This window comes from Vibrio sp. V12_P9A6T4 (assembly GCF_963874835.1).
GTDB classification, from domain to species: domain Bacteria; phylum Pseudomonadota; class Gammaproteobacteria; order Enterobacterales; family Vibrionaceae; genus Vibrio; species Vibrio anguillarum.
This window is the reverse complement of sequence record NZ_CAWNJO010000030.1, coordinates 64,931-86,829: the sequence shown is the minus strand read 5'-3', so window position 1 is coordinate 86,829 and position 21,899 is coordinate 64,931. Positions and strand designations below refer to the sequence as shown.

The 21,899-nt window shown below is 45.3% G+C and carries 18 protein-coding genes; 10 read left to right on the top strand and 8 right to left on the bottom strand.

What is annotated here, in order from left to right; genetic code table 11:
• Positions 1 to 61: 61 nt before the first annotated feature.
• Positions 62 to 931, top strand: coding sequence for a LysR family transcriptional regulator (locus tag AACQ42_RS01795; protein WP_026027359.1), 870 nt, complete (start codon positions 62 to 64; stop codon positions 929 to 931).
• A gap of 23 nt (positions 932 to 954) precedes the next feature.
• Here the strand turns inward: AACQ42_RS01795 and AACQ42_RS01790 are convergent, their stop codons facing one another.
• Positions 955 to 1,182: a glutaredoxin family protein gene (locus tag AACQ42_RS01790; protein ID WP_010318599.1), complete on the bottom strand. Its 228-nt coding sequence runs from the start codon at positions 1,180 to 1,182 to the stop codon at positions 955 to 957.
• 165 nt (positions 1,183 to 1,347) lie between these two features.
• Between AACQ42_RS01790 and AACQ42_RS01785 the strand changes: the two genes are divergently transcribed.
• The 3 genes from AACQ42_RS01785 to AACQ42_RS01775 all read left to right on the top strand — a co-directional run bounded on the left by AACQ42_RS01785 (position 1,348) and on the right by AACQ42_RS01775 (position 3,169).
• Complete coding sequence (locus tag AACQ42_RS01785; RefSeq protein WP_010318598.1) at positions 1,348 to 1,851, top strand: M48 metallopeptidase family protein; 504 nt, start codon at positions 1,348 to 1,350, stop codon at positions 1,849 to 1,851.
• Positions 1,851 to 2,885, top strand: a complete 1,035-nt coding sequence (gene rlmF / locus AACQ42_RS01780; RefSeq protein WP_094165047.1) for a 23S rRNA (adenine(1618)-N(6))-methyltransferase RlmF — start codon at positions 1,851 to 1,853, stop codon at positions 2,883 to 2,885. Before AACQ42_RS01785 ends, rlmF begins: the two co-directional genes overlap by 1 nt.
• Positions 2,886 to 2,947: 62 nt before the next feature.
• Positions 2,948 to 3,169, top strand: a complete 222-nt coding sequence (locus AACQ42_RS01775) for a hypothetical protein (protein WP_017049140.1) — start codon at positions 2,948 to 2,950, stop codon at positions 3,167 to 3,169.
• Positions 3,170 to 3,191: 22 nt separating this feature from the next.
• Here AACQ42_RS01775 and pilW read toward each other — a convergent pair whose 3' ends face one another.
• Positions 3,192 to 3,905 carry a type IV pilus biogenesis/stability protein PilW gene (gene pilW, locus AACQ42_RS01770; protein WP_017049141.1) on the bottom strand — a complete coding sequence of 238 codons (714 nt, stop codon included), beginning with the start codon at positions 3,903 to 3,905 and terminating at the stop codon, positions 3,192 to 3,194.
• Between the two features lie 145 nt (positions 3,906 to 4,050).
• The gene (metA, locus tag AACQ42_RS01765) at positions 4,051 to 4,992 is read right to left on the bottom strand and encodes a homoserine O-acetyltransferase MetA (protein WP_013856656.1); all 942 of its coding nucleotides are present in this window, start codon (positions 4,990 to 4,992) and stop codon (positions 4,051 to 4,053) included.
• A 137-nt stretch (positions 4,993 to 5,129) separates the two neighbouring features.
• On the opposite strand from metA, the gene AACQ42_RS01760 reads away from it, so the two are divergent.
• Entirely contained in the window at positions 5,130 to 5,504 is a 375-nt protein-coding gene (locus AACQ42_RS01760; protein ID WP_026028306.1) for an ATP-binding protein, read from the top strand.
• A gap of 4 nt (positions 5,505 to 5,508) precedes the next feature.
• Here the strand turns inward: AACQ42_RS01760 and AACQ42_RS01755 are convergent, their stop codons facing one another.
• The 5 genes from AACQ42_RS01755 to AACQ42_RS01735 form a co-directional block, all read right to left on the bottom strand.
• Entirely contained in the window at positions 5,509 to 6,645 is a 1,137-nt protein-coding gene (locus AACQ42_RS01755) for an ABC transporter permease (protein WP_094165045.1), read from the bottom strand.
• Positions 6,638 to 7,786: an ABC transporter permease gene (locus AACQ42_RS01750; protein WP_069211970.1), complete on the bottom strand. Its 1,149-nt coding sequence runs from the start codon at positions 7,784 to 7,786 to the stop codon at positions 6,638 to 6,640. Before AACQ42_RS01750 ends, AACQ42_RS01755 begins: the two co-directional genes overlap by 8 nt.
• A 5-nt stretch (positions 7,787 to 7,791) precedes the next feature.
• Positions 7,792 to 8,766: an HlyD family secretion protein gene (locus AACQ42_RS01745; protein WP_094165044.1), complete on the bottom strand. Its 975-nt coding sequence runs from the start codon at positions 8,764 to 8,766 to the stop codon at positions 7,792 to 7,794.
• Complete coding sequence (locus AACQ42_RS01740; protein ID WP_094165042.1) at positions 8,763 to 10,199, bottom strand: TolC family protein; 1,437 nt, start codon at positions 10,197 to 10,199, stop codon at positions 8,763 to 8,765. Before AACQ42_RS01740 ends, AACQ42_RS01745 begins: the two co-directional genes overlap by 4 nt.
• Positions 10,200 to 10,343: 144 nt before the next feature.
• Positions 10,344 to 10,598 carry a hypothetical protein gene (locus AACQ42_RS01735; RefSeq protein WP_013856662.1) on the bottom strand — a complete coding sequence of 85 codons (255 nt, stop codon included), beginning with the start codon at positions 10,596 to 10,598 and terminating at the stop codon, positions 10,344 to 10,346.
• A 360-nt stretch (positions 10,599 to 10,958) separates the two neighbouring features.
• Here AACQ42_RS01735 and AACQ42_RS01730 point away from each other — a divergent pair, with 360 nt between their 5' ends.
• From AACQ42_RS01730 to pulA, 5 genes are all read left to right on the top strand, one after another.
• Positions 10,959 to 12,578, top strand: coding sequence for an ATP-binding protein (locus AACQ42_RS01730; RefSeq protein ID WP_094165040.1), 1,620 nt, complete (start codon positions 10,959 to 10,961; stop codon positions 12,576 to 12,578).
• On the top strand, positions 12,575 to 13,255 hold the full coding sequence (locus AACQ42_RS01725; protein ID WP_013856664.1) for a response regulator: 681 nt from the start codon (positions 12,575 to 12,577) through the stop codon (positions 13,253 to 13,255). The genes AACQ42_RS01730 and AACQ42_RS01725 overlap by 4 nt, the downstream gene beginning before the upstream one ends.
• A gap of 157 nt (positions 13,256 to 13,412) precedes the next feature.
• Positions 13,413 to 14,192, top strand: coding sequence for a substrate-binding periplasmic protein (locus AACQ42_RS01720; RefSeq protein ID WP_013856665.1), 780 nt, complete (start codon positions 13,413 to 13,415; stop codon positions 14,190 to 14,192).
• Positions 14,193 to 14,216: 24 nt separating this feature from the next.
• On the top strand, positions 14,217 to 15,191 hold the full coding sequence (locus tag AACQ42_RS01715) for a chemotaxis protein (protein WP_026027355.1): 975 nt from the start codon (positions 14,217 to 14,219) through the stop codon (positions 15,189 to 15,191).
• 488 nt (positions 15,192 to 15,679) lie between these two features.
• Complete coding sequence (gene pulA / locus AACQ42_RS01710) at positions 15,680 to 21,721, top strand: pullulanase-type alpha-1,6-glucosidase (protein ID WP_094165038.1); 6,042 nt, start codon at positions 15,680 to 15,682, stop codon at positions 21,719 to 21,721.
• Positions 21,722 to 21,899 lie beyond the last annotated feature (178 nt).

The window sequence follows — 21,899 nt, the reverse complement described above, 5'->3', positions numbered from 1 at the left end:
AATATATCCAAACCTCGTTGGACGAATATCGCTTCGTTTGATTCTGTGGAACCATAAAGCTATGGATACTCGCCATCTAAAACATTTTTCGGCTGTGGTTCAGTGCGGCAGCTTTACTTTAGCAGCCCAGCAACTGCACATTGCGCAGCCAGCGCTTAGTATTTCGATTAAAAAATTTGAGCAGCAATTAGGGGTTGTTTTGCTAAAAAGAGATGAGCGAAAAGTGACGCTGACCCATGAAGGGCAAGTGTTATATGAACACGCCACTCGTATTTTGCAGCAACTTGAAGATGCACAATTGGCGATGGATGAGCTTAAAGGGCTCGTCAAAGGTGAAGTGAGGCTCGGCGCGCCGAGCATGATGGGATCCTATTTCTTTCCAGAAATTGTAATGGCTTTTAAAAGTCACTTTCCCTTGCTAAAAATGACGGTGATAGAAGCGGGAACTCAGTCGATTAGAAAAATGTTGCTCAGCGGTGAGCTAGATATTGGTGTGATCCTCAATCATGATCTTCCTCCGGATTTAGAGGTTGATCCCCTCTTATCATCGCAAATGGTGGCGGTAGTGGGGAAAGAACATGAGTTAGCACAACGAGAATCGATAGATTTTAAGACCTTTTTTGAGCATGAATTGGTAATGTTTAAGCCCGGTTATTTCCACCGCGACTTCATTGATAAAGTGTGTAAAGAGCATAAGCTCAGCGCACATTTCTCTTTTGAAACCAATCTGTTGCCAATGATTTTAAGTATTGTCAAACATGAGTACGCAGTGACTGCGTTATTAGAGCTTGTAACGGAGCATGAACCGGATGTACGAGCGATCCCTTTTGAACCGCCAGTCTGGTTAGATTTAGCCCTCGCATGGCGCAAAGAGGGCTATTTGTCTAATGCCGACCGTACTTTTATTGAATTTGTGAAACAGTACGTGTGAAAGGGGCTATGTGTATCGTTCGATTAACTTTGATAGATTTTTTCAAAGTTGTTTGGGTTCCAGCCAATCATAATTCGATCACCAATTTTTAAAGCCGGTACACTGCGCGCGCCGATCGCATCCAATTCCTTCCGGCCGCGTTGCATTTTTGCGTTACATAAGCGGTAGGGGATCTGTTTGGCGTCAAGATAGCGCTGAGCATCTTTACAGTGCGGGCATTTATCTTTGACGTAGAGCACAATACGTTTCATCCAATTCACTCATTAACCGAACATAAAGGGCGGCAAGTTTACCCACCGAGGCGCTGAGTTTCAACTCTCTCGGATGCGAAGCCTTGCTCCTTGTGATTGGAAAGATGAAACGCAGGCTTGATTCAGTTACACTTAGCGCCTTTTTTATGAGTCAGTTGCTGGGCTATGCATCCATCTTTTCGTTACATACAAAACTATCCGCCTCATCTCGTTTCACAAGTTGAACAGTTGATCACGGCCGGTAAATTCGTTAGTTGGTTTGAGCAACGTTACCCACAGCGCCATTCGATTCAAAGTGAAAAAGCGTTGTTTAACTACGCGATTGATCTCAAAAATCAATACATGAAGAAAACGGCGCCGATCAGTAAAGTGGTGTACGACAATAAAATCCACATTATCAATAACGCACTAGGGTTGCACAGTTATGTTGCCAAAGTGCATGGTGGGAAAATCAAATCTAAAAATGAGATCCGCATAGCGAGCATGTTTAAAGAAGCACCGGAGCCGCTGTTGCGCATGCTAGTGGTACATGAGCTGGCTCACATCAAAGAGAAAGAGCACAACAAGGCTTTTTATCAACTGTGTTGCCATATGGAACCGAATTATCATCAGCTCGAGTTTGATGCACGATTATTTATGATGTATCTCGATTTAAAAGAGGAGCAGTAATGTCAGCCAAAGCGAAGCCGCAGAAAAGCCAACCTGAAGCGAGCCATAAAAAACCTGCGTTAAAAGCAAAGCAGGGGTTACATCCTCGTAATCAGCATCAAGGACAATACGATTTCCCCGCGCTGATTAATACACTGCCTGCTTTGAAGCCCTTTGTTATTCGCAACCCGAGTGGTGAACCGAGCATCAATTTCTCCGATGCGATGGCGGTGAAAATGCTCAACAAAGCGTTATTGGCACATCATTATCATGTGACCCATTGGGATATTCCCGCTGGGTATTTGTGCCCGCCGATCCCCGGTCGAGCTGATTATATTCATCGCGTGGCCGATTTGCTGCTAGATGAGTGCTCAGCAATCAAGCATGAAAAGGTTCAAGCACTTGATATTGGGGTCGGAGCGAACTGTATTTATCCGATAGTGGGTGTGGCAGAGTACGGCTGGCACTATGTTGGTAGCGATATTGATCCTATCTCTATTAGATCCGCCAATCTGGTGGTTAATAGCAACGCTTCACTCAATGGACGTATTGAATGCCGTTTGCAGAGCGATGCAAAACACATTTTTAAGCAGATTATCCAAGAAAATGAGCGTTACGATCTCACCACGTGCAACCCGCCTTTTCATGCATCACAACTACAGGCGCAGCAAGGCAGCGAACGTAAGTTGAAAAATTTACAGCGTAATCGAGTCAAAAAAGGTCAAGAAATTGTGGGGCAAGACGCTAACAGAAGTAAGGCGGTCACGCTCAACTTTGGTGGACAAAAAGCTGAGTTATGGTGCCCCGGTGGTGAAGCTGCCTTTATTAAAAACATGGCCTTTGAAAGTCAACACTACGCTCAGCAAGTGCTGTGGTTCACCACATTGATCTCTAAAAAAGAGAATGTACGTTGGATGCAAAAACAGTTAGATAAAGTGGGTGCTGCAGTGGTGAAGGTTGTTGAAATGCAACAAGGGCAAAAAGTGAGTCGATTCATCGCATGGAGTTTCCAAAATGACAGTCAACGCAAACAATGGTTAGCGGCAAAGTGCTAGGCTGACTTCGTTGATTGACTATATTGGTCAGTGAGTTGAGATAGCAATAGAAGGAGTAAGGTATGGACTTTGACCTTTATTTACCTTGCCAACCCGGATGGATCTGCCAGCCCTTCGCTTATCTGTTTGCCTTGCTTGCGATGATTGGGCTTGGGTTTTTTATTCGTATTATCTATCGCGAATATCAAAAAATTCAGCGCGCTCAGAAAGTCAGACGTCTTCGCCGTATCCACTATCGTGACCGTACTGGTGGCAAAGACGGTAGACCCACCAATATCAAATAACCCTTGCCCTAGTAATACGATGTTAGGAAAAGGTATCGAGCGCCGCTTGATATTTTTTCTCTAACGCTTTATTTCCTGCCTTTTTCTCTAACTCTACCAATAATTGAAGCGATGTTTTTTGGTTACCGTAGCGCTGATTAAATTGCATCAAGCGGATGCGAGCTTGCGTGTATTGTTGAGCGTCAATTTCCAATTTAGCTAATTGCAGCAATGAACGAGCTCGATTAGGGTCATGGTCTAATGTTTTTGCAAAATAGTAGTGCGCTTGTTCTTTATCGCCAGATTTTAACGCGCAAAAGGCTGCGTTCTCATAGCTTGCAGGGACAAGGTAATAATAGGGTTGAGCAATGGCGCGGTTAAAATATTCATCGGCTTTTTGATATTCGCCCTGCTTGCACAAAAATGTGCCGTAGTTATTGAGAATATTGCCATTTTTGGGATGGGCGCGAAGCGCGGTTTGATAGGTTTTACGTGCGGCCTCTGTTTCACCGACAGTTTCGTAGTAGTGAGCCATCGCAAGTTGCGATCGATAGTAAGTTGGCGCATGTTGTGTGGCTTTTTCTAGGTTCTCACGCGCTTTGCTCATGTTGCCATTTTCTAAATAGCCTAGGCCGAGCGCAATGCGAGATTCGGCCATTTCAACCGGATCCGCTTTTACTTCAGGCTCACCTTTTTCGTTCACGGTGACACAGGCCGATAACGTGAACATTATCAATATCATCAGTACTTTTTTCATTATCTGCAGCTCCTAAATCGCTTAGACGCATGATAAGGAAATCAGAAGATCGAGGGGGAAAGAGCAGAGAAGAATGCGAGTCAGTATGCACTATGTTTGATGAAAACCTGAACACCTCATTACTGAGATGATCAGGCATGAAACACTAATCGTCTTTGGTAAATTTATCTTCGCTAAAGTGTTCAAGGTCGTAAGGTGTTTGTTGGTAAACACAGTAGTTTAACCAGTTTGCAAACAGCAAGTGACCGTGGCTTCGCCAACTGGCGACTGGTTTATTATCTGGATTATCATTGGGGTAGTAGTTGACTGGGATTGCGGGTTCCATCCCTTCACCTAAATCTCGAATATATTCACCATGCAGTGTATGTGCGTCGTACTCAGGGTGACCTGTGACAAACACGTTACGTTTGTCTTTGGTTGAGGCTAAGTACACACCCGCAACATCAGAGGTGGCGAGAATATCTAAATTCGTATGTTCGGCTAAGTATTCTGGTGAGAAATCAGCATAACGAGAATGGGGCGCTAAAAAGGTGTCGTCAAAGCCGCGTAATATCGGATGAAAGGGATGGTGGATTTCATGATGATAAACGCCCGATAATTTTTCTTTGCGAGTTCGTTTGGGTAGATTGTAGAGCAGTTTTAGCCCCGCTTGCGCTGCCCAGCAAACGTAGAGTGTGGAAGTGACGTGATTTTTAGCCCATTCCATCACGCTTTTTAAGTGTTCCCAATAAATCACATCTTCAAATTGAACCAACCCCAAAGGTGCTCCGGTGATGATGAGCCCGTCGAAGTTGCGATTTTTTACCATCTCAAATTGACGGTAAAAGTTCTCCAAATGCTCAGTGGGGGTATTTTTACTTGGGCGCTCATCAATTCTCAGTAATTCAATATCCACTTGCAGCGGAGTATTGGATAACAGGCGCAAAAACTGAGTCTCGGTTTCGATTTTCTTCGGCATTAAATTCAAAATCAAAACTTTCAGTGGACGGATGCCCTGTGTGGCGGCACGTGTTTCTGACATCACGAAAATGTTCTCATGACGCAGTACATCACCGGCAGGCAGTTGGTCGGGGATCTTAATCGGCACAGCTTTCTCCCTAAGCTATTTTTGGACGTCTATACTGCCGAACTTAACTCAATCAAAACCAGATGTCGATAGCAAAATGAATCTTGCTGTGAAATTGGTTACTATTGGATATCCGTTTACTTACCTGTTGGATACACATGGCGCTAACCTTAACTTTGATCAGGGGATTACCCGGCTCAGGCAAAAGCACCTTAGCAAGGACGCTACATGCAAAGCATTTTGAAGCGGATATGTATTTTATCAATGAGAAAGGCAACTATTGCTATCAGCCAGATAAAATCGAGCAAGCTCATCGGTGGTGTCAACAGCAAGTGGAGCGCTGTTTAGCGCAAGGTGAGGACGTTGTTGTGGCAAATACTTTTGTTCGACAGTGGGAGATGCGAGCTTACCGGCAGTTGGCTAAACGTTACCATGCAACCTTAGTGATTAATGTTTGCCGTGCGCAGTACCAGAATGTTCATGGTATCGATGATGCCACTGTTGAGCGTATGCGTCAGCAGTGGCAGGAATGATTAATTAACGCTTCCGCTGGAGTTGGTAAAAGGCAAGGGCTCCCCAACCAAACACTTGCACCCACAAGATCCCCCACTGAGTGCTGATTTGATCCCATGATGCGCCCATTTGGTTCAAACTAAGAAATCCCTGAATGGCAGGCGTACTGGGAAAGAGGTTGGAGATCCAAATGATAGGGCGTGGAATTGCTTCTAAAGGCCAAATAAAACCAGCTGAAAAAATCAGTGGCATTGAGCTGATTAATACCACTAACGTCACCAATTCTCGCCGCGGTGTAACTGAACCAAGCCAAATGCCGCATAGGCAAGAGGCCAGTAAGAAAGGCAGTAGAAGTAGCAATAAATGCCCCGCACTGGCGAGGGTGTTGACACCATGTGAGGTAAAACTGGCACCAAAGTAGTACATGCTGAGTAGATAATAAACAGCAACAAGGACAATGCTGCGTACCAATATTAATCGTAGCAGTGTGGTATGGCTCCAGTAGCCATTTCCGTACTTTTGTGTTCCGCCCATTAATCCTGCCGCCATGATCATGGTTTGTTGTAAGATCAAAACAAACACCGCTGGGACAACGTAATCAACATAACCCATGCGTGGGTTAAAGGTCGGTTTTAAGTTGATGCTTGTGGCGGAATAGTGCTGAGCGGCCAGAGAAAGCGGTTCTCCTTCCATCACTAAACGTGACACTTTACTTTTCGCAGCTAAGGTTCCGCCAGCTTGCGATAAGCCCTCAACGATGGTGCCGTACACTAGAAAGTAAGAGGCATCGCCAGCGTAGGCCAGTGTTGGGCTTTTCCCAAGCAGTAGGTCTTTATAAAAATGTTCAGGAATCACTAAAATACCGCTAACTTTGCGGTTAAGAAAAGCCTGCTTGGCATCTTCAATGGTACTGTCTCGTTGAATCACTTTGACTTGTGGCGTTGCGTCAACCATGCGTTCTAGTTGGTAACTGGCTTGGCTTTTATCGAGATTGACAATCGAGAGTGTCTGCTCGCGTGGAGTTTGCTGCGTATAAGGCAAAGGGTATAAAAAGGAGTAAAAAACCACGCCACCAAAGACAGTCAACAGCACCACAGGGTTAGTGAATAGCGCTTTTAGCTCTGCTTTAAGTAGAGCAATGAATCGCGTAGTTTCAGTCATGGTTGATTCGCTCGGCTTGCTTGTGTTTACGGATAAGAATCAAAGTGAGCAGCAGCGGCAATGCATAGCCCAGCATTGGCACTAAATACTTAAGTGATGACAGCAATTCAGCGTTATAACTCACTTGGCTTACTTGCACTTCAATGTAGTGACTCACTGGTAGCAGGCTTCGCCACCACTGCGCTAGAGTATTCATATCCGTCACTGGGAACGTAATGCCCATAAACGCAAAACTTGGTGCGGTAAAAGCGCCAGCAAAACTCATCGCTCTTGCCGGATCGAGTGTTAGAAAGAAAAAGAGTGCGCCCATGATCATACAGGCGAGCGTCATTGCAAGTTGTGCGATAATCAATAGAGCAAAACTGCCGTGCATTGGCCACATTAATATTTGATAAAACCAGATTAAAAAACCAATCCCTTGCAACATAAAAATCGGCAGATAACGCATCAATGTTAGCGTTAAAATTCGTAATGGCTTTTCTCCAAGCCACGTTTGCAAACCAAAGTGACGATGGTTTGCTGCCAAAATCATAATGGTACTGACCACGACCACGATTTGCCAAAGAGCGGGTATAACCGCCGAGACTAAAAATTGCGCATAGTTTGTATTGAGATTAAACAGGGGCGTAATCTGTGTCCTGATTGGTACGGCTCGCCCCATCGCACTCAATGTGGTTTGTTGGCTAGTCGCTAGGTTTTTTACGACATCCACTTGGGCATTGAACGTACTTTGTGCTTGAACAATAGCAGAGTTGATCAATCGTCCAACCAAAATGTATTGGCTATTGAAGAAGGTCGATACTTGTGGCTGCTCACCACGAAATATTGATTTATCAAATTGATACGGAATGACAACGTACGCATAAATGTCACTTTCAATTAACGCAGTTTTGGCTTGATTGACATCTTGGAACTGGTGCGTGACTGCCATGGTCGAGGTTGCATCGAAATCTCTTATCAATTGACGTGACAATTGGCTGTGAGACAAATCGACCACGCCAATCGGCAGATCGCGCACTATCCCTTGTGAGAAAATCCACCAAATACTGAATGCCAATACTATTGGTATCCAGCTTAGGCTAGACAATAGCCAAGGATCATGGCGCAGCAGAGGCCATTGAGGGCGAACCTGAATCGACATAAGGCTTATAGCTCAACCACTAAGCTCATTCCCATACGCAAACCTTCGACAGGTGTGGTAGGGCGAGCTTCGATTTCAAAGGTGCGTAAATCAAACCCTTGTGAGGCGTCTGTTGATCGCCATGTGGCGAAATCACCCATCACTGCGATGTGGGAAACGATAAATTCTACTTTGGCTTCTAAAGCAGGTAAGTAAGCCGTAAATGTTGTGCCTTTCGTAAAATGCTTGAGTTGATCTTCGCGTACGTTGAGCACCGCCCATGAGTCTTGGGTATCCACGACAGTAACGACAGGGAAGCCCTGTGGAGCCAGCTCGCCGCTTTGCAGCAGTACTTGGGACACTTCACCGTCAAACCAACTCTCAATTTTAGTGTCCGCGGCATAAGCTTCAACTTCCGCTACGGCACCAGCAGCCATACGTTCTTTTTCCGCGGCAGCGAGTTTAGTTTCAGAGCGTGCGCCTTCTTTGGTCATTTGATACATCTGAAAAGCGGCACTTTCAGTATATTTAGCGGCCTGCCATTGGGTATTCGCTTCATCACGCTTTTGTTCAGCGACGACACCATCACGGTAAAGATTATTGACACGCAAATAGGTCTTTTCCATTAAATCCGCTGCGGCTTTGGCTTTAAGCCATTGATCTTTTGCCGCTTGGATCTGCTGATCGCGTGCGCCTGTTTCTGCTTCTTTAGCCAGTGCGCCCGCCGCTTTTTGACCCGCAATTGCTTGATCTAATTTAGCTTCAATTTCAGGGCTGTGCAGCGTGAAAATGAGCTGGCCACGTTCAATGCTATCGCCTTTGCGCACCAGTACCTGATCAATACGGCCGGGAACTTTTGAGGAAATACTGTATTGTTGAGATTCAATTTGACCTTGTAAGCGGACAGGTTTAGGTTGAGATGCTTGGTAAAAGCGATAGCCTACCCAAGAGATCGCCACCACAGCAGCAAGAGCAATCAGTGTTGGTTTTACGGCTTTCATAGGGCATCCTTTTGAGCAGGTGATTCGTGAGTCATTGATGAGTGCAACAAAATCGCTGATTGTGTGTAGATAGGGAAAGTATTCATTTCACTGGTCAATGCCAGTAACTTATTTAAAGAAAGTAAGTAGTTGAAGCTGGCTAATGACTGTTGCGTTTTTATACTAGCAAGGTAGAGCTCTGCATCCACCACATCTAAAGACGTTGCTAAACCCTGACTGAATGCCTTTTGGCGTAGGTTCAGGTTTTCATTAGCCAGTGTGAGACTTGAGTTTAGTCCCATCACTTCTTCCAATGCTTGTTCGGCTTCCAAATAGGTTTTTTCCACCAACACGCTCAAATCTTGCTTAGCTTGCGCCTTTAAGTAACGTACTTGTGAGACTGCGCTGTGCGCTGCTTTGACTTGATCGCTGCGACCCGATGTTTCAATTAACGGAATGTTGACCCCAACACCCACTAACCAATCCGGTTTCATTTGGCTGGCCAGCGAATCGTCTTCATGTAGGCTGTAATCACCGTAAAGGTAGACTTCTGGATAGTATTTGCCTTTTTCAGCTTTGATCAAGCTGCTTGCTTGCTTTTCTTTTGCTTCAAGTAGTGCCAAGCCCGGATAGGTATTGAGCGTTTGCTCCACAAAAACAGAGAGCGGCGGTAAGCGGTCATTGACAAACAGTGAACCACTTGGCTCGACTTTTTCTGTTTGACCTAGAATTTGGGTTAGTGCGCTTTGGGCAATATCTAAGGTTTTTTGTGCTTTTTTGCGTTCAACCGTTGCTTTATCTAATGAGGCTTCAGCTTGTAGCCGTTCCACATGGGCAATTTGCCCTTGTTGCTCTAACTTTAGTGCATTATCACGGTGCTTGGTTAACCCTTGCTCAACGGCTTGGCGAGTCACTAAAACCTCTTTTGCCAAAAGAACACTAAAGTAATATTTGCTCAAGTCTTCATAGCGCGCTTGTGTTTCCATTGCGAGCTGGCTTTGCGCTTCTTCTTTCTTACCTTCCGCAGCAGCTTGTGCGGCGCTGATCCGTCCGCCCGTAAAAATGGGCCAAATAGCGCGAATCGAAGAGCTGAAAATATCTCGTTCGGTGATGGTTGATGTGATGGAGCCAGCACTGGCCAGTATCGGTCCTAAATCTGGCCCCAAAGATGATGGGACAGATTGCCCAGTGCTATCGAATATCTGCTTTCCTGACAAAGTAACATCTTGGTCTAAACGCGTGTAGTTTGCACCAATAGAAACAGCAGGCAAATTAAGACTGTCTGTGGAATTTTCAATATGCTGATAACGTTCGACATTTGCTCGCCCAGCGGCAAGTGAATTATTGCTCTGTTGCAAAAGATCCCATGCTTGTTGAAAGGAAATCGGCGCGGCGAAAGAAGGGGCTGCACCAAGCAGAGTAAAGACGAATAGGCTGAGTGTTTTCGCTTTCATGCTAAGCTCGAGTAATAGTAATTAGAGTTAATGCTCTAGTTTTTTGCTGCGGAAGTCAACAGTGCGATGGGTTGAAATGTCGAAACAACAGCAAGTGATATGCGCTAGCATGAAGCGCATATCACCAAAATTCAATATTTAAATTTAATACTTATGGTAAGAAGGGCAGAGATAATCGGCCCGCCAAACCAATTTTTTGCTACCTCTCACGTTTGTACTGCCTTGCATCGTGGTCAGTACGTCCTTACCCGACATCTGCGGGAAAGCGAGCAGCACTCTCAGGTCATCATTTGACTCAGTCGCTATTTCTTCATAAGCCCGAACATGAGTAAAGGTTGACTGTAAATGGTTAAACAGCATATCTCGGGAAAGGCAAATTCCAAAGGCATCGCGTTTCATTGTAAGTGTCCTTCTGACAATGTTATGAATGGAATCGATAGCAATTGGTATGGTTATTATAGGGCTATCTTTTTGTGAGGTTTCCTCATCATCTTCTTCACTGCACAATTAGTATACAAATGCTTTGGCATTATAAGATAAAATTTTTCTAAAATAGGTGTGATATAGATCACGAAATAACCATGATAATTTTTTATAAAACCTTGTGCATATTCTGCTTGGCAAGTCTTCGAAATAGATTGCAATAAAACGAACCAAAATGGTGCGTGGAATGCGTAGTATTGTTCACAGTTATTCGTTTCTCTCTTCGCTCAAATGTTAAATAAGTGTTAGCTTGTATGCAGAGTTAAAGAGGGATTTATGGTGTGGAGTAGTATCAGTTTTCGTAAGCGTATGCTGATCATAATGACCCTTTCAGGGTTGATTGAATTACTGCTGTTAGTTGCCGCTGGTTTTGTGTACATCAAACATTCTCAAGAAGAAGAGATGGGCCTAAAGGCTTTGGGGGTTGCTTCATTTCTTGCACAAACTCCATCAGTGGTCGATATGCTTGAATCTGGTAGTGGGGTGGATCACCAACAGCGTTATCGAGAGTTAACAAAATTAATCGGTGCAACCTTCATTGTTATCGGCGATCAATATGGGATCCGCTTAGTCCATCCTGTTGATGAACGAATTGGTCTTCCCATGAAAGGGGGAGATAACGATCAAGCTTTGCTACATGGTGAGTCATACGTTTCTTTTGCTCAGGGTTCATTGGGTAAATCCGTGCGTGGAAAATCGGCGGTAAAAAATGCCCAAGGACAGATCGTTGGTGTGGTGTCAGTTGGTTACTTAATAGAACGACTACAAGATAAAATCGAACCTTTTCTTATCTACCTAATTGGGATGGCACTACTGGTAGTGCTGGCGAATGCTGTACTTTCCAGCTACGCCTCACGCCGTTTTCAGAAAGCGATACTCGGTTTTGAACCAGAAGAGATTGGCCGATTGTATGTCGAACTCGATGTCACCATGAGTACCTTAAAAGAAGGAATTTTAAGTATTGATGAGGCGGGTATTCTTCGTTCCATTAATAAAAGTGCGTGTGAGATTTTGGCGATTAACCGAGAGAAAGCGCTGAATCAACCACTTTCTCTGTTTCTGCCTGAAAGTGATCTCATGAGTGTTATTGAAAGTGGCACGCCTGATCACGACATCGAGCTGTACCTCAATCAACAACGTCTGATCGCCAATCGAAGTCCGATTATTGTTGACGGTAAAGTGGTTGGGGCGGTGTCCAGCTTCCGCCTCCGAGATGAAATCAACGAGTTAACTGAGCAACTCTCCCAAACCAAAGAGTATGCTGAAATGCTGCGCTCTCAAACTCACGAACATCGCAACAAACTCAACACCATCAGTGGGCTTGTACAGATGGGAGAGCTGGAAGCGGTTCAGCATTTAATCGGCCAAGAAACGGCTCATTACCAATCGCTCATTGAATTTCTACGCGAGACAGTTAGAGATCCACTCATTGCCGGAATGCTGCTGGGTAAAACTGAGCGGGCTCGTGAACTTGGTTTGGAGTTAGTCGTTGAAGAGGGATCGCGTCTAGAACCTTTGCCGCAGCGTATCAATGCCGAAGATATCGTCACTATCTTGGGTAACCTGATTGACAATGCATTTGATGCGACACTCACGATGATCCGCAATGAACAACGGGTGACACAAGAACGACGCATCATTGAAGTGTCACTCAGTGATTATGGTGCCGAAATTATTCTTGAAGTGGATGATAAAGGGTGTGGTTTACCCGAACAAATGTCGCCACAGCAATTATGGCAAAAGGGAGTCTCTAGCAAAGCAAAACATAACCGAGGTGTGGGTTTACACCTGGTAAAACAGTTAGCTGATCGCTATCAAGGGCAGCTAGAAATGAAAAGTAATCAAGATGTTGGAACAAGAGTTACGGTTTATCTGCCTAAGGAAGAACAAGTATGAATACCCGTGTCATGATCATTGAAGATGATATCGCGATTGCGCAATTACATCATCGTTACCTGACACAAATTGAGGGATTTGAAGTCATTGGCATTGCAACGACTCACGCCGATGCCCAATTGCAGTTAGATATCCTCAAACCCGATTTAGTATTGCTGGATGTTTATCTACCGGATGGTACGGGGCTCGATCTCTTACAGAAAGTTCGAGGCAATAACCAAGGCTGTGATGTAATTTTGATTACTGCAGCGCGCGATGTTGAAACGCTACAACAGGCAATGCGTGGTGGCGTAGTTGATTACTTGCTCAAGCCAGTCATGTTTCCCCGTCTTGAATCGGCATTGAAGAAATACCAAACCCAACAATTAGAGCTGGGCTCCGTGGCTGATGTTGACCAAAACGTAGTTGATAAAATGTTGACAGCCAATACCAGTGAGCTTCCCACTCATCTGCGTCTTCCCAAAGGAATTGATGGGGTTACGCTAGACAAAATACGCCATCTTTTTAATACACCATGCAGTTTGACCGCGGACGAAGCGGGAGAAAAAATTGGCGCAAGTCGAACCACGGCAAGGCGTTATCTGGAATATTTAATCAGCAGTGGTGAGCTAACCGCCGACTTAAATTACGGCACGGTTGGTCGCCCGGAGCGTTGCTATAAAAAAGTTGTGCGTTAGGCCGAGAGATTTAATGGGTTAACCGCATGAAATTTAATGCTATTTAATCACGTCGTTCGTATTGTTGATGATGAATGCTTGCGATCAACTAGACGGCGTTTCAAACCCCATCTAAAGTTTAAGGACAAAAGGCAGATAACATCATGTAGGAGAGAGGATGAACGTAATCAAATATCTGCGTACTATTCTACCTATGTGGCTAATCAGTGTGTTGGCATCATCACCTGCTTATCCCGCTAGTCTTGAAACACTAACGTATTATACAGAGGCCTATCCCCCTTTTAATTTTATGAATCAGGGCAAAATCACTGGAATTTCGGTTGATTTACTTCAAGAAGCCGCTAAATTCTCAGGACATGACGTATTATTGAGCCAGATCGTATTGCAACCGTGGGCTCGTTCTTATCGCTCTACCATTTTGAAAAAAGACGGAGTACTTTTCTCGACAACAAGGACGTCACACAGAGAGGAATTATTTCATTGGGTAGGCCCAATTGATGACATCAAAGTTTCGGTAATTGCACGTAAAGGCAGTAATATCAAACTTGGGGAACCTTTAGAAATTACCTCCTATAAGATCGGGGTGATAAAAGATGACGTCGGCGAACAAATGCTATTGCAATATGGTGTTCCGAGAGACTCAATGCAAGAAGCAACGGATGTCACTATGTTGGCAGAGCAGTTAGTGAAAAAGCGTATTGATTTGATTGCATACGATGAACGGTCAGCCCATTGGTGGATAAAACAAGCAGGATATGCCCCCGATCAATTTGAAACACTTTATGTGTTAAAGCAGGGATTACTTTACTATGCTTTTAATAAAAATATAGACCAAACACTATTAGACGATTTACAAATGGGTATTGATAAAGTAAAGAACACGGTTAATGAAGACGGTGTTAATCGATATCAAGCCATATTAAACAAATACCAATAACCATTCTTAAGATTAGTGACCAGTATGAGCAACCCAAGTAGTACAATTTTGACAGAGAGTGGTACCAACGAACTTGAGATTATTGAGTTCCATTTAGAAAAGGTACTGCCAGATGGACGCACGAAAACCTGCTATTACGGCATTAACGTTGCGAAAGTTAGGGAAGTGATACAAGTTCCTGATACCACCGATTATCCCAATGCTCAGCCGCATATGATCGGTGTATTTTCGTCACGTGATGTACTGACTCCGTTAGTTGATCTTGCCGGTTGGCTTGGTGTGCCTACTAATCCAAGCCTTGATCGAAAGTTTGTTATCGTGACGGATTTTAACCGCATGACCAATGGCTTTTTGATTGACAGCATTAGTCGTATTCACCGTATTTCTTGGAACGACGTTGAATCGCCGAGTCAGTTTTTAGAAGCGGGTGAGCAAGATTGCGTCGTGGCGGTTGTTCGCAAAGACGGCAACCTGATCATGATTTTGGATTTTGAGAAAATCATCGCTGACATCAACCCTGAATTGAGTATGGAAAAATACGATGTCACGGTGGACAGATCGGTCGACCTCAACCAAAAAATGATCAGCAAACGTAATGCGAAAACCATCATGGTGGTGGATGATTCGGCGTTTATCCGCAGTTTAATACAAGACACATTAAGCTCTGCAGGCTACAACATTATTGCGTGTAAAGACGGTGGTGAAGCCTATGAGAAATTGATGGAAATTGAAAAAGTAGCCAAGTCCGAAAACGTACCCGTGACAGAGTTAGTGAATGCGATCGTAACGGATGTAGAAATGCCGCGCATGGATGGTATGCACTTGTTGAAGCGCTTGCGTGACAGCGAAACTTATAAAACAACGCCGATAGTGATGTTCTCCTCGATCATGAGTGATGATAACCGAGCAAAAGCCTTAGCACTGGGTGCTGATGATACCTTGACCAAACCCGAAATTGGCAAAATGGTCACCCTGATGGATAAATATGTATTTGCTTAACCTTTATACTCTTCCCACTTAGAGTTGTTTGGGTATAGCGGTCAGTCTGCGACCAATTAAGGAGAGTCTCATTTGAGGCTCTTTTTGTTTTACCACAATTCTGAACGTTAAGCTCAGCGGCGCGAATAGCGAGCAATGAGTAAGGAGAGATGGGAGGAAGATCAAACTCTATTAGATTGGTCAAAATGTAATATTCTTTCACACTTTATCATTCCTCATTCTACGCTTTGTCTTTCCGATCACGTTTTTATCTTGCTCTCTCTGCTTTCCTTTCATCTCATTTACCCTGAGCGTGAGTGAACTCTGTGTTTTTCTTCTCCTCCCTTGGCTCTACGCCCTGAGAGCAAAATGGCAAGGGGGAGGTAATTGGCGGTGTCAAAATTATAACGTTAGCTTAGGTAGATATAGGCATATGTCTACTGATTTATAGGTTTTCTGCCAGCAGTGAGAGCAGGACGAGCACTAACGTTATAAAACGGATTACAACAATGAAAACAAACCTAACGAGAATGACTTTAGCGTTTGCTTCAATTGGTATGCTAGCGGGTTGTAATGACTCGTTAGACGTTCAAGTCATGGATGGGTATTTAACCAATGCCCAAGTTTGGCTGGATGTGAACGGCAATCGTCAATTTGAACAAAACGAACCTCAAGCGTATACCGACCAAAAAGGTATCGTAAAAATTAACGTGGCGGGGCTGCGTGGTGACGTAAAAAATTATTATCTGATGGCTTCTGCTATCAAGGGAAAAACCGTTGACCAAGATATTCCCACCGTCAAAGCGGCGCACAATTATTTAATGATGGCGCCAGCAAATTATCCGGTGATCAGCCCTTTTACGACTTACCTCAGCGTGCAGATGCAAAATGGTAAGCGAGAGAGTAAAGCGTTGGCTGAGCTGAAAAAGGCGCTGCGTATTCCAACTCTGGATATCAAAGCGGATTATGTCGATAACCACATCTTGGTTGCTCAATCTGCTAAAGCGCTAGCGCAACTGCTACCTGCTACTATCGATGACTCCAGCTTGCCTGAATTGGCCAATACCTTGAAAAAAGCCAGTAAACTGTTTGGCGATGAGATCAAAAAAGCGCAGCGAGAAAAGAGCGATATTCGCGATAAAACACTGATGCTTGAAAATGGTGAGCCTGTTATTGGCTTTGATAGCGATAGAGATGGCGTAGCCGATTTGATTGACCACTTTCCTTACGACATCCAAGAGAGTATTGACTCCGATAATGATGGCATTGGCGATCACGCAGACCTAGACGATGACAACGATGGCTGGCCTGATGAAACTGAATGGCGATTAGGGACAGACCCTTATGACGCCTTAAGCTTTGCTGCCGATCTCGATGGCGATGGCATTGCGGATGTCGAAGATGATGATATTGATGGTGATGGGTGGAGCAACGCCGATGAAGCGCGTTTAGAAACGGACGCCAATGATGTTTCAAGCGTTCCTGCTGACCTTGATAGTGACGGTATTGCCGATAGCGAAGATGACGATATTGATGGTGACGGTGTGAGCAACGCGCAGGATGTATTCCCACGAGATCGCTTAGAAAGCCTTGATACCAATAACGATGGGCTAGGGGATTTTGCCTCAAGCGACGATGACGGTGATGGCATCCCCGACAGCATTGATCCACAACCGAAACAGGCGGATAACTCGACAACCGAGCCGACCCCAACTTATCAAGAAGCGATTATTTACTACCTGCGTGATGACAATAATTATGACGGATGGGGACTACACCTTTGGAACAACGGTAGCTGTGATTCTGTTTCTGAATCTGCGCTTAATGGCGTGGATTGGGGAAATCCTTACTTAGCCTCAGAAATCGACCCGATTTATGGAGCGATATATCGCATTCCACTTAAAGCAGAACATGGCAACTGCATGAACTTTATTGTGCACAGTGGCAATGATAAAGCGCTGGGCGGCGATGATTTAGTGCTGGATTTTGTCAAAGGCAATACGCTTTATACGCGCCACGGTAGTGCGGTGTTGAACTATTCTCCGAATGAGCAAATTCAAGTTGCCATTGAGGGCGCAGCTGCACATTGGCTTGCGGTAAATCAACTGGCGTGGTTCGATCACAGCGAAGCGGCAAGCTATGAGCTTTGGAGCCGCGCACAAGGCAATGGTGATATCGCCCATCCTGAACAATTCATTCATTACCCATTAGCCTTGTCAGGCGTGACAAATAATGCGCATTTCCCACATTTAGCGGGTCGAGCAGCCTTCACATTGGATGTGAGCAACGAACAAGCTAAAGCGCTGTTGAAAACGCAGCTACTCACAGTAGCGAGAGATGCTGAAGGCAAAGTACTGGTTGCAACAAAAGTACAGATCCCAGGAATAGTCGATAATCTTTACACGGCTGGCAGCGATGATGCCGATGAAGCGAAACTTGGCGCTTGGATAGACGGTGATAGCGCGCATTTTGCGCTATGGGCTCCGACCGCGCAGCAAGTGGAGTTGTATCTGTATGATCAAGATAAAACCCTTCGCAGTACCTCTCCTCAGCCGATGGTTGAAGATCCAAACACCGGAGTTTGGCACTATCAAGGTGAGCGCTCGCTGAAAAACAGTTTCTATCGTTACCGCGTGCAGGCCTACCATCCTAAAACGGTGCAACTTGAATGGATGATGACGACCGACCCGTATTCGCAGTCGCTCAGTACATCCAGCCTTTATTCTCAATTGGTGGACTTAACCGCAGCAGAGTCAAAACCGGACGATTGGGATACTCAAATTATTCCTGAACTGAGTCATCCTGAAGATAACATTCTTTATGAAGTACACATTCGTGACTTCAGCAACAGTGATAGCAAAGGAACAGCGGAATACAACGGTAAGTACCTTGCCTTCTTGGAAGAAGAACGTGACAGTGTTGCGCACCTGAAAAGTTTAAAACAAGCGGGTTTAACCACCATTCACTTACTGCCAAGCTATGATTTAGCGTCGATTCCAGAAGATGAGCAAAAGCGGGTCGATCTTAATGATACGGTCGCAAAACTGTGTGGTATTAACCCGCAAGCGTCGCTCTGTTCTGATGGCACGTCGATGAGCGCGACTATACTTTCTTTGTTGGAAAAAACCGACCCGAATACACCGCAAGCACAGGCATTACTTGCGGATGTGCGGCCGCTTGACAGCTTCAACTGGGGTTATGATCCATTCCATTACAGCGCGCCAGAAGGCAGTTATGCGGTGCAAAGTGATGGTGTGTCACGGGTGAAAGAGTACCGCCAAATGGTGCAAAAACTGCATCAGCTTGGTTTTCGAGTCGTGCAAGATGTGGTCTACAACCATACCTACTCGTCAGGTTTGTATGACAAATCAGTACTGGATAAAACCGTGCCCGGTTATTACCACCGCTTGAACCCCATCACAGGTGCGGTTGAAAATTCTAGCTGCTGTGACAATACCGCTTCAGAAAACCGTATGTTCGAGAAACTGGTGGCCGATAGCGTCACGATGTGGGCGCAAGATTACAAAATCGACGGTTTCCGTTTCGATCTTATGGGACACCTTATGAAATCAAGCATGCTCAAGATTTATGAGGCGGCGAAAACGGTTGATCCTGACACTTGGTTCTATGGTGAAGGCTGGAACTTTGGTGAAGTCGCCAACGGTGCCAGAGGTGAAAATGCTACGCAATGGCCAATGGCTGGAACGGGGATAGGGACTTATAACGACCGCTTACGTGACGGTGTGCGTGGCGGTGGTCCATTTGATAGCGGTGAGGCGTTATTAACCACACCGGGTTTTGCTAATGCAGGTGATCGATTTAGTGATGAGCTGAAATCGAAAATGGACTTAATTCGCTATGGCATGGCTGGCAATTTACAAGCCTATCCATTGCAAACCGCCAGCGGCATGACATTGCTTGGCCGTGATTTCCAATACGGTGGTCAAGGCGCGGCCTATACACTTGACCCACAAGAGTCGATTAACTACGTCTCTAAACACGACAATCAAACCCTGTGGGACTTCAACCAATATAAAGCAAAAGCAGAAACCAGCTCAGCGGATAGAGCGCGCATGCAGATCATTGGTCTTGCGCCAGTAATGCTTGGGCAAGGTGTTCCTTTTTTCCATATGGGGTCAGAACTACTTCGCTCAAAATCGATGACGCGCGACAGTTACGACAGTGGTGATTGGTACAACCGTGTTGACTTTAGCAAGCAGACCAACAACTGGAATGTCGGCTTGCCAAGAGCAGATAAAGATCAGGCCAACTGGAGTGCGATTCAAAGTGTGATAGCCAACCCCAATACGGTAGCTTCCGCGCAAGATATCGCATGGACAGACAATGCCTTCAAAGCCTTGCTGGCGATTCGTGCGCAAACACCGTTGCTCAAGCTCATCTCTGAGCAAGAAGTGTTAAATCGTGTTCGTTTCCATAATACGGGGCCAAATGCTCAGCCTGGCATGATAGTGATGTCGGTGAATGATGGTGTTTCAGCCGGTGCGGATCTCGACCCTAACGTTGAGGCCATCGTTGTCGCCATCAACGCCAATAGCGCAGAGCAAAGTGTCGTGATCCCGAATGCGCAGCGCTTTGAATTACATCCTGTTTTACGCACAGCACAAGATGTGCGTGTTAAATCGAGCCAGTTTAACAATGGCCGCTTTACCGTTCCAGCCTTAACGGCGGCAGTGTTTGTGATGCCGCAGCAGGGCGAGCAGGGTGCTGGCTTAAGCATTGATGCGCCACCAATTGATGTTGCACCTTATGGTTCAACCACGGTGTACGTGCGTGGTTCGATGAACGGTTGGGGAGTTTCAAATCCATTATCCTATCAGCAAAATGGTCTCTACACGTTTGAAGGTTATCTGACTCCCGGAGTGTATGAATTCAAAATTGCTTCTGAAGATTGGAGCACACTAAACCTGGGTTTTGGTGGCTTTAATATAGCTAGCGGTTCCGCGACATTGGAAAATGCAGGAAATGGCAATATCAAGCTTACCGTAACAGAGCAAGGTGTTTGGAAGTTCACACTGGATGCATCCAACACATCGCAACTGGTGGTTGGCGTTGTGGATACGGGTGTTGACTACGCGTGTTATCAAGACAATAACCCCGCTTGTGATTTGCGAATTTATCAAGTGATGGTGGAATCCTTTGTTGATGGAGATTCAAACGCTGATTACGGCGTTGGTTACGGCAACTCGCACCACCGTGGTGATTTGCAAGGCATCATCAATAGCTTGGATTATATTGCTAGCTTGAACGTTAATGCGTTGTGGTTAACGCCAGTATTTGATTCCTGTGCGGGTCAAAATGGCGATGATAAGCTTGACGCTACTGGCTATTTTGCGTGTGATTATTTCAACGTAGATCCTAACTTTGGCAGCAACGCTAAGCTAAAAGAGCTGATCGATCGTGCGCATGACAAAGGGCTGTACGTGTTATTGGATGGCGTATTTGGTCACACAAGCTCTGTTGGCGTGAAAGCGTCACCGAGCGGCAAGTTGCCTCAGCTTCATGACGGGGAAAGTGGTTATCCGGGCAAGTTGGTCACTTATCCTAGCCAAGCGAGTGAGGCATTTTTCACTGAAGTTGCCAGCTACTGGATCCGTGAGTTTGGCATTGATGGCTGGCGTTTAGACCAAGCGTATCAAGTCCCGCTTAAGAGTTGGCGTTCGCTGCGCGCGGCGGTTGAACAAGCATCGCAAGATAACCTCAATGCAGGGAAATCATGGGGTACATTAGGCTATATGGTCGGTGAAGTGTGGCAAGGGGCTGATGACATTACCCTAACTGCGTATAGCAGTGATGCAAACCCAGCGCTCTCCTCAGCCTTCAACTTTCCTTTACGCTATGGTGTGATGCAAGCATTAGCAGTGGAAGAATCTGGCGCAAGCGGCAATGCTCTGAGTCTAGAAGCCAGTTGGAATAACCGAGCGAAATCGCCTTATCACGCCATGCCAAATCTAATGTTAGGTAATCATGATTTGGTTCGTTTTGGTGACCTGATCCAACGAGGTAATTTAGGCGATTATTATGCGCGACATCTTGCCGCGTTCAGTTTTCTTGCTGCTTATTCTGGGCCAATCACGCTTTACTATGGTGAAGAGATTGGGGATGAAGTCGAAAACTTTGCAGCGCAAGTGACACAAAATTGTGCTGCCGTTGGTTTGTGTGATGATCACGTTGCTCGTTCTAGTGGCAAAGTAGATGGTTCAAGCTTATCACCACAACAGCAAGCGCTGAAAAACAGCGTCAGTCAATTAATGCGACTGCGCAGCCAATACCCGTCCCTGGCTAAAGGGGAGCGGCGTAATGTGTGGATTGACGAGAGTTTGTACGCGGATCTCAAAGTGTACGGTGATGAGCAGATCCTCTATGTGCTGAACACCAGCACTGCGGAGCGGAGATTATCTCTTGATATGGGAAGCGTAAAAGCTGCGACTCAATTGAAGGATTTAATGACTGAAGAGACGATCGCCACGCAAATCGGTACAACGACAATCATCGTTCCGGCTTTAACTGGTCGCTTACTTCGACTGGATTAATCGTTAAAGCAATAAAAGCTCGCTACGGCGAGCTTTTTCCTTCTCTACTTTTTCCTACTAAGGCTCTCATTAATGAGCCTCTCGTTTGGTCATTGTCCATTGACAGAAAACACAAGTTGCGACATTTCACTCATTGGCGTAGCTTATCAACCTGAATGACACTCTGGTACACATTCTA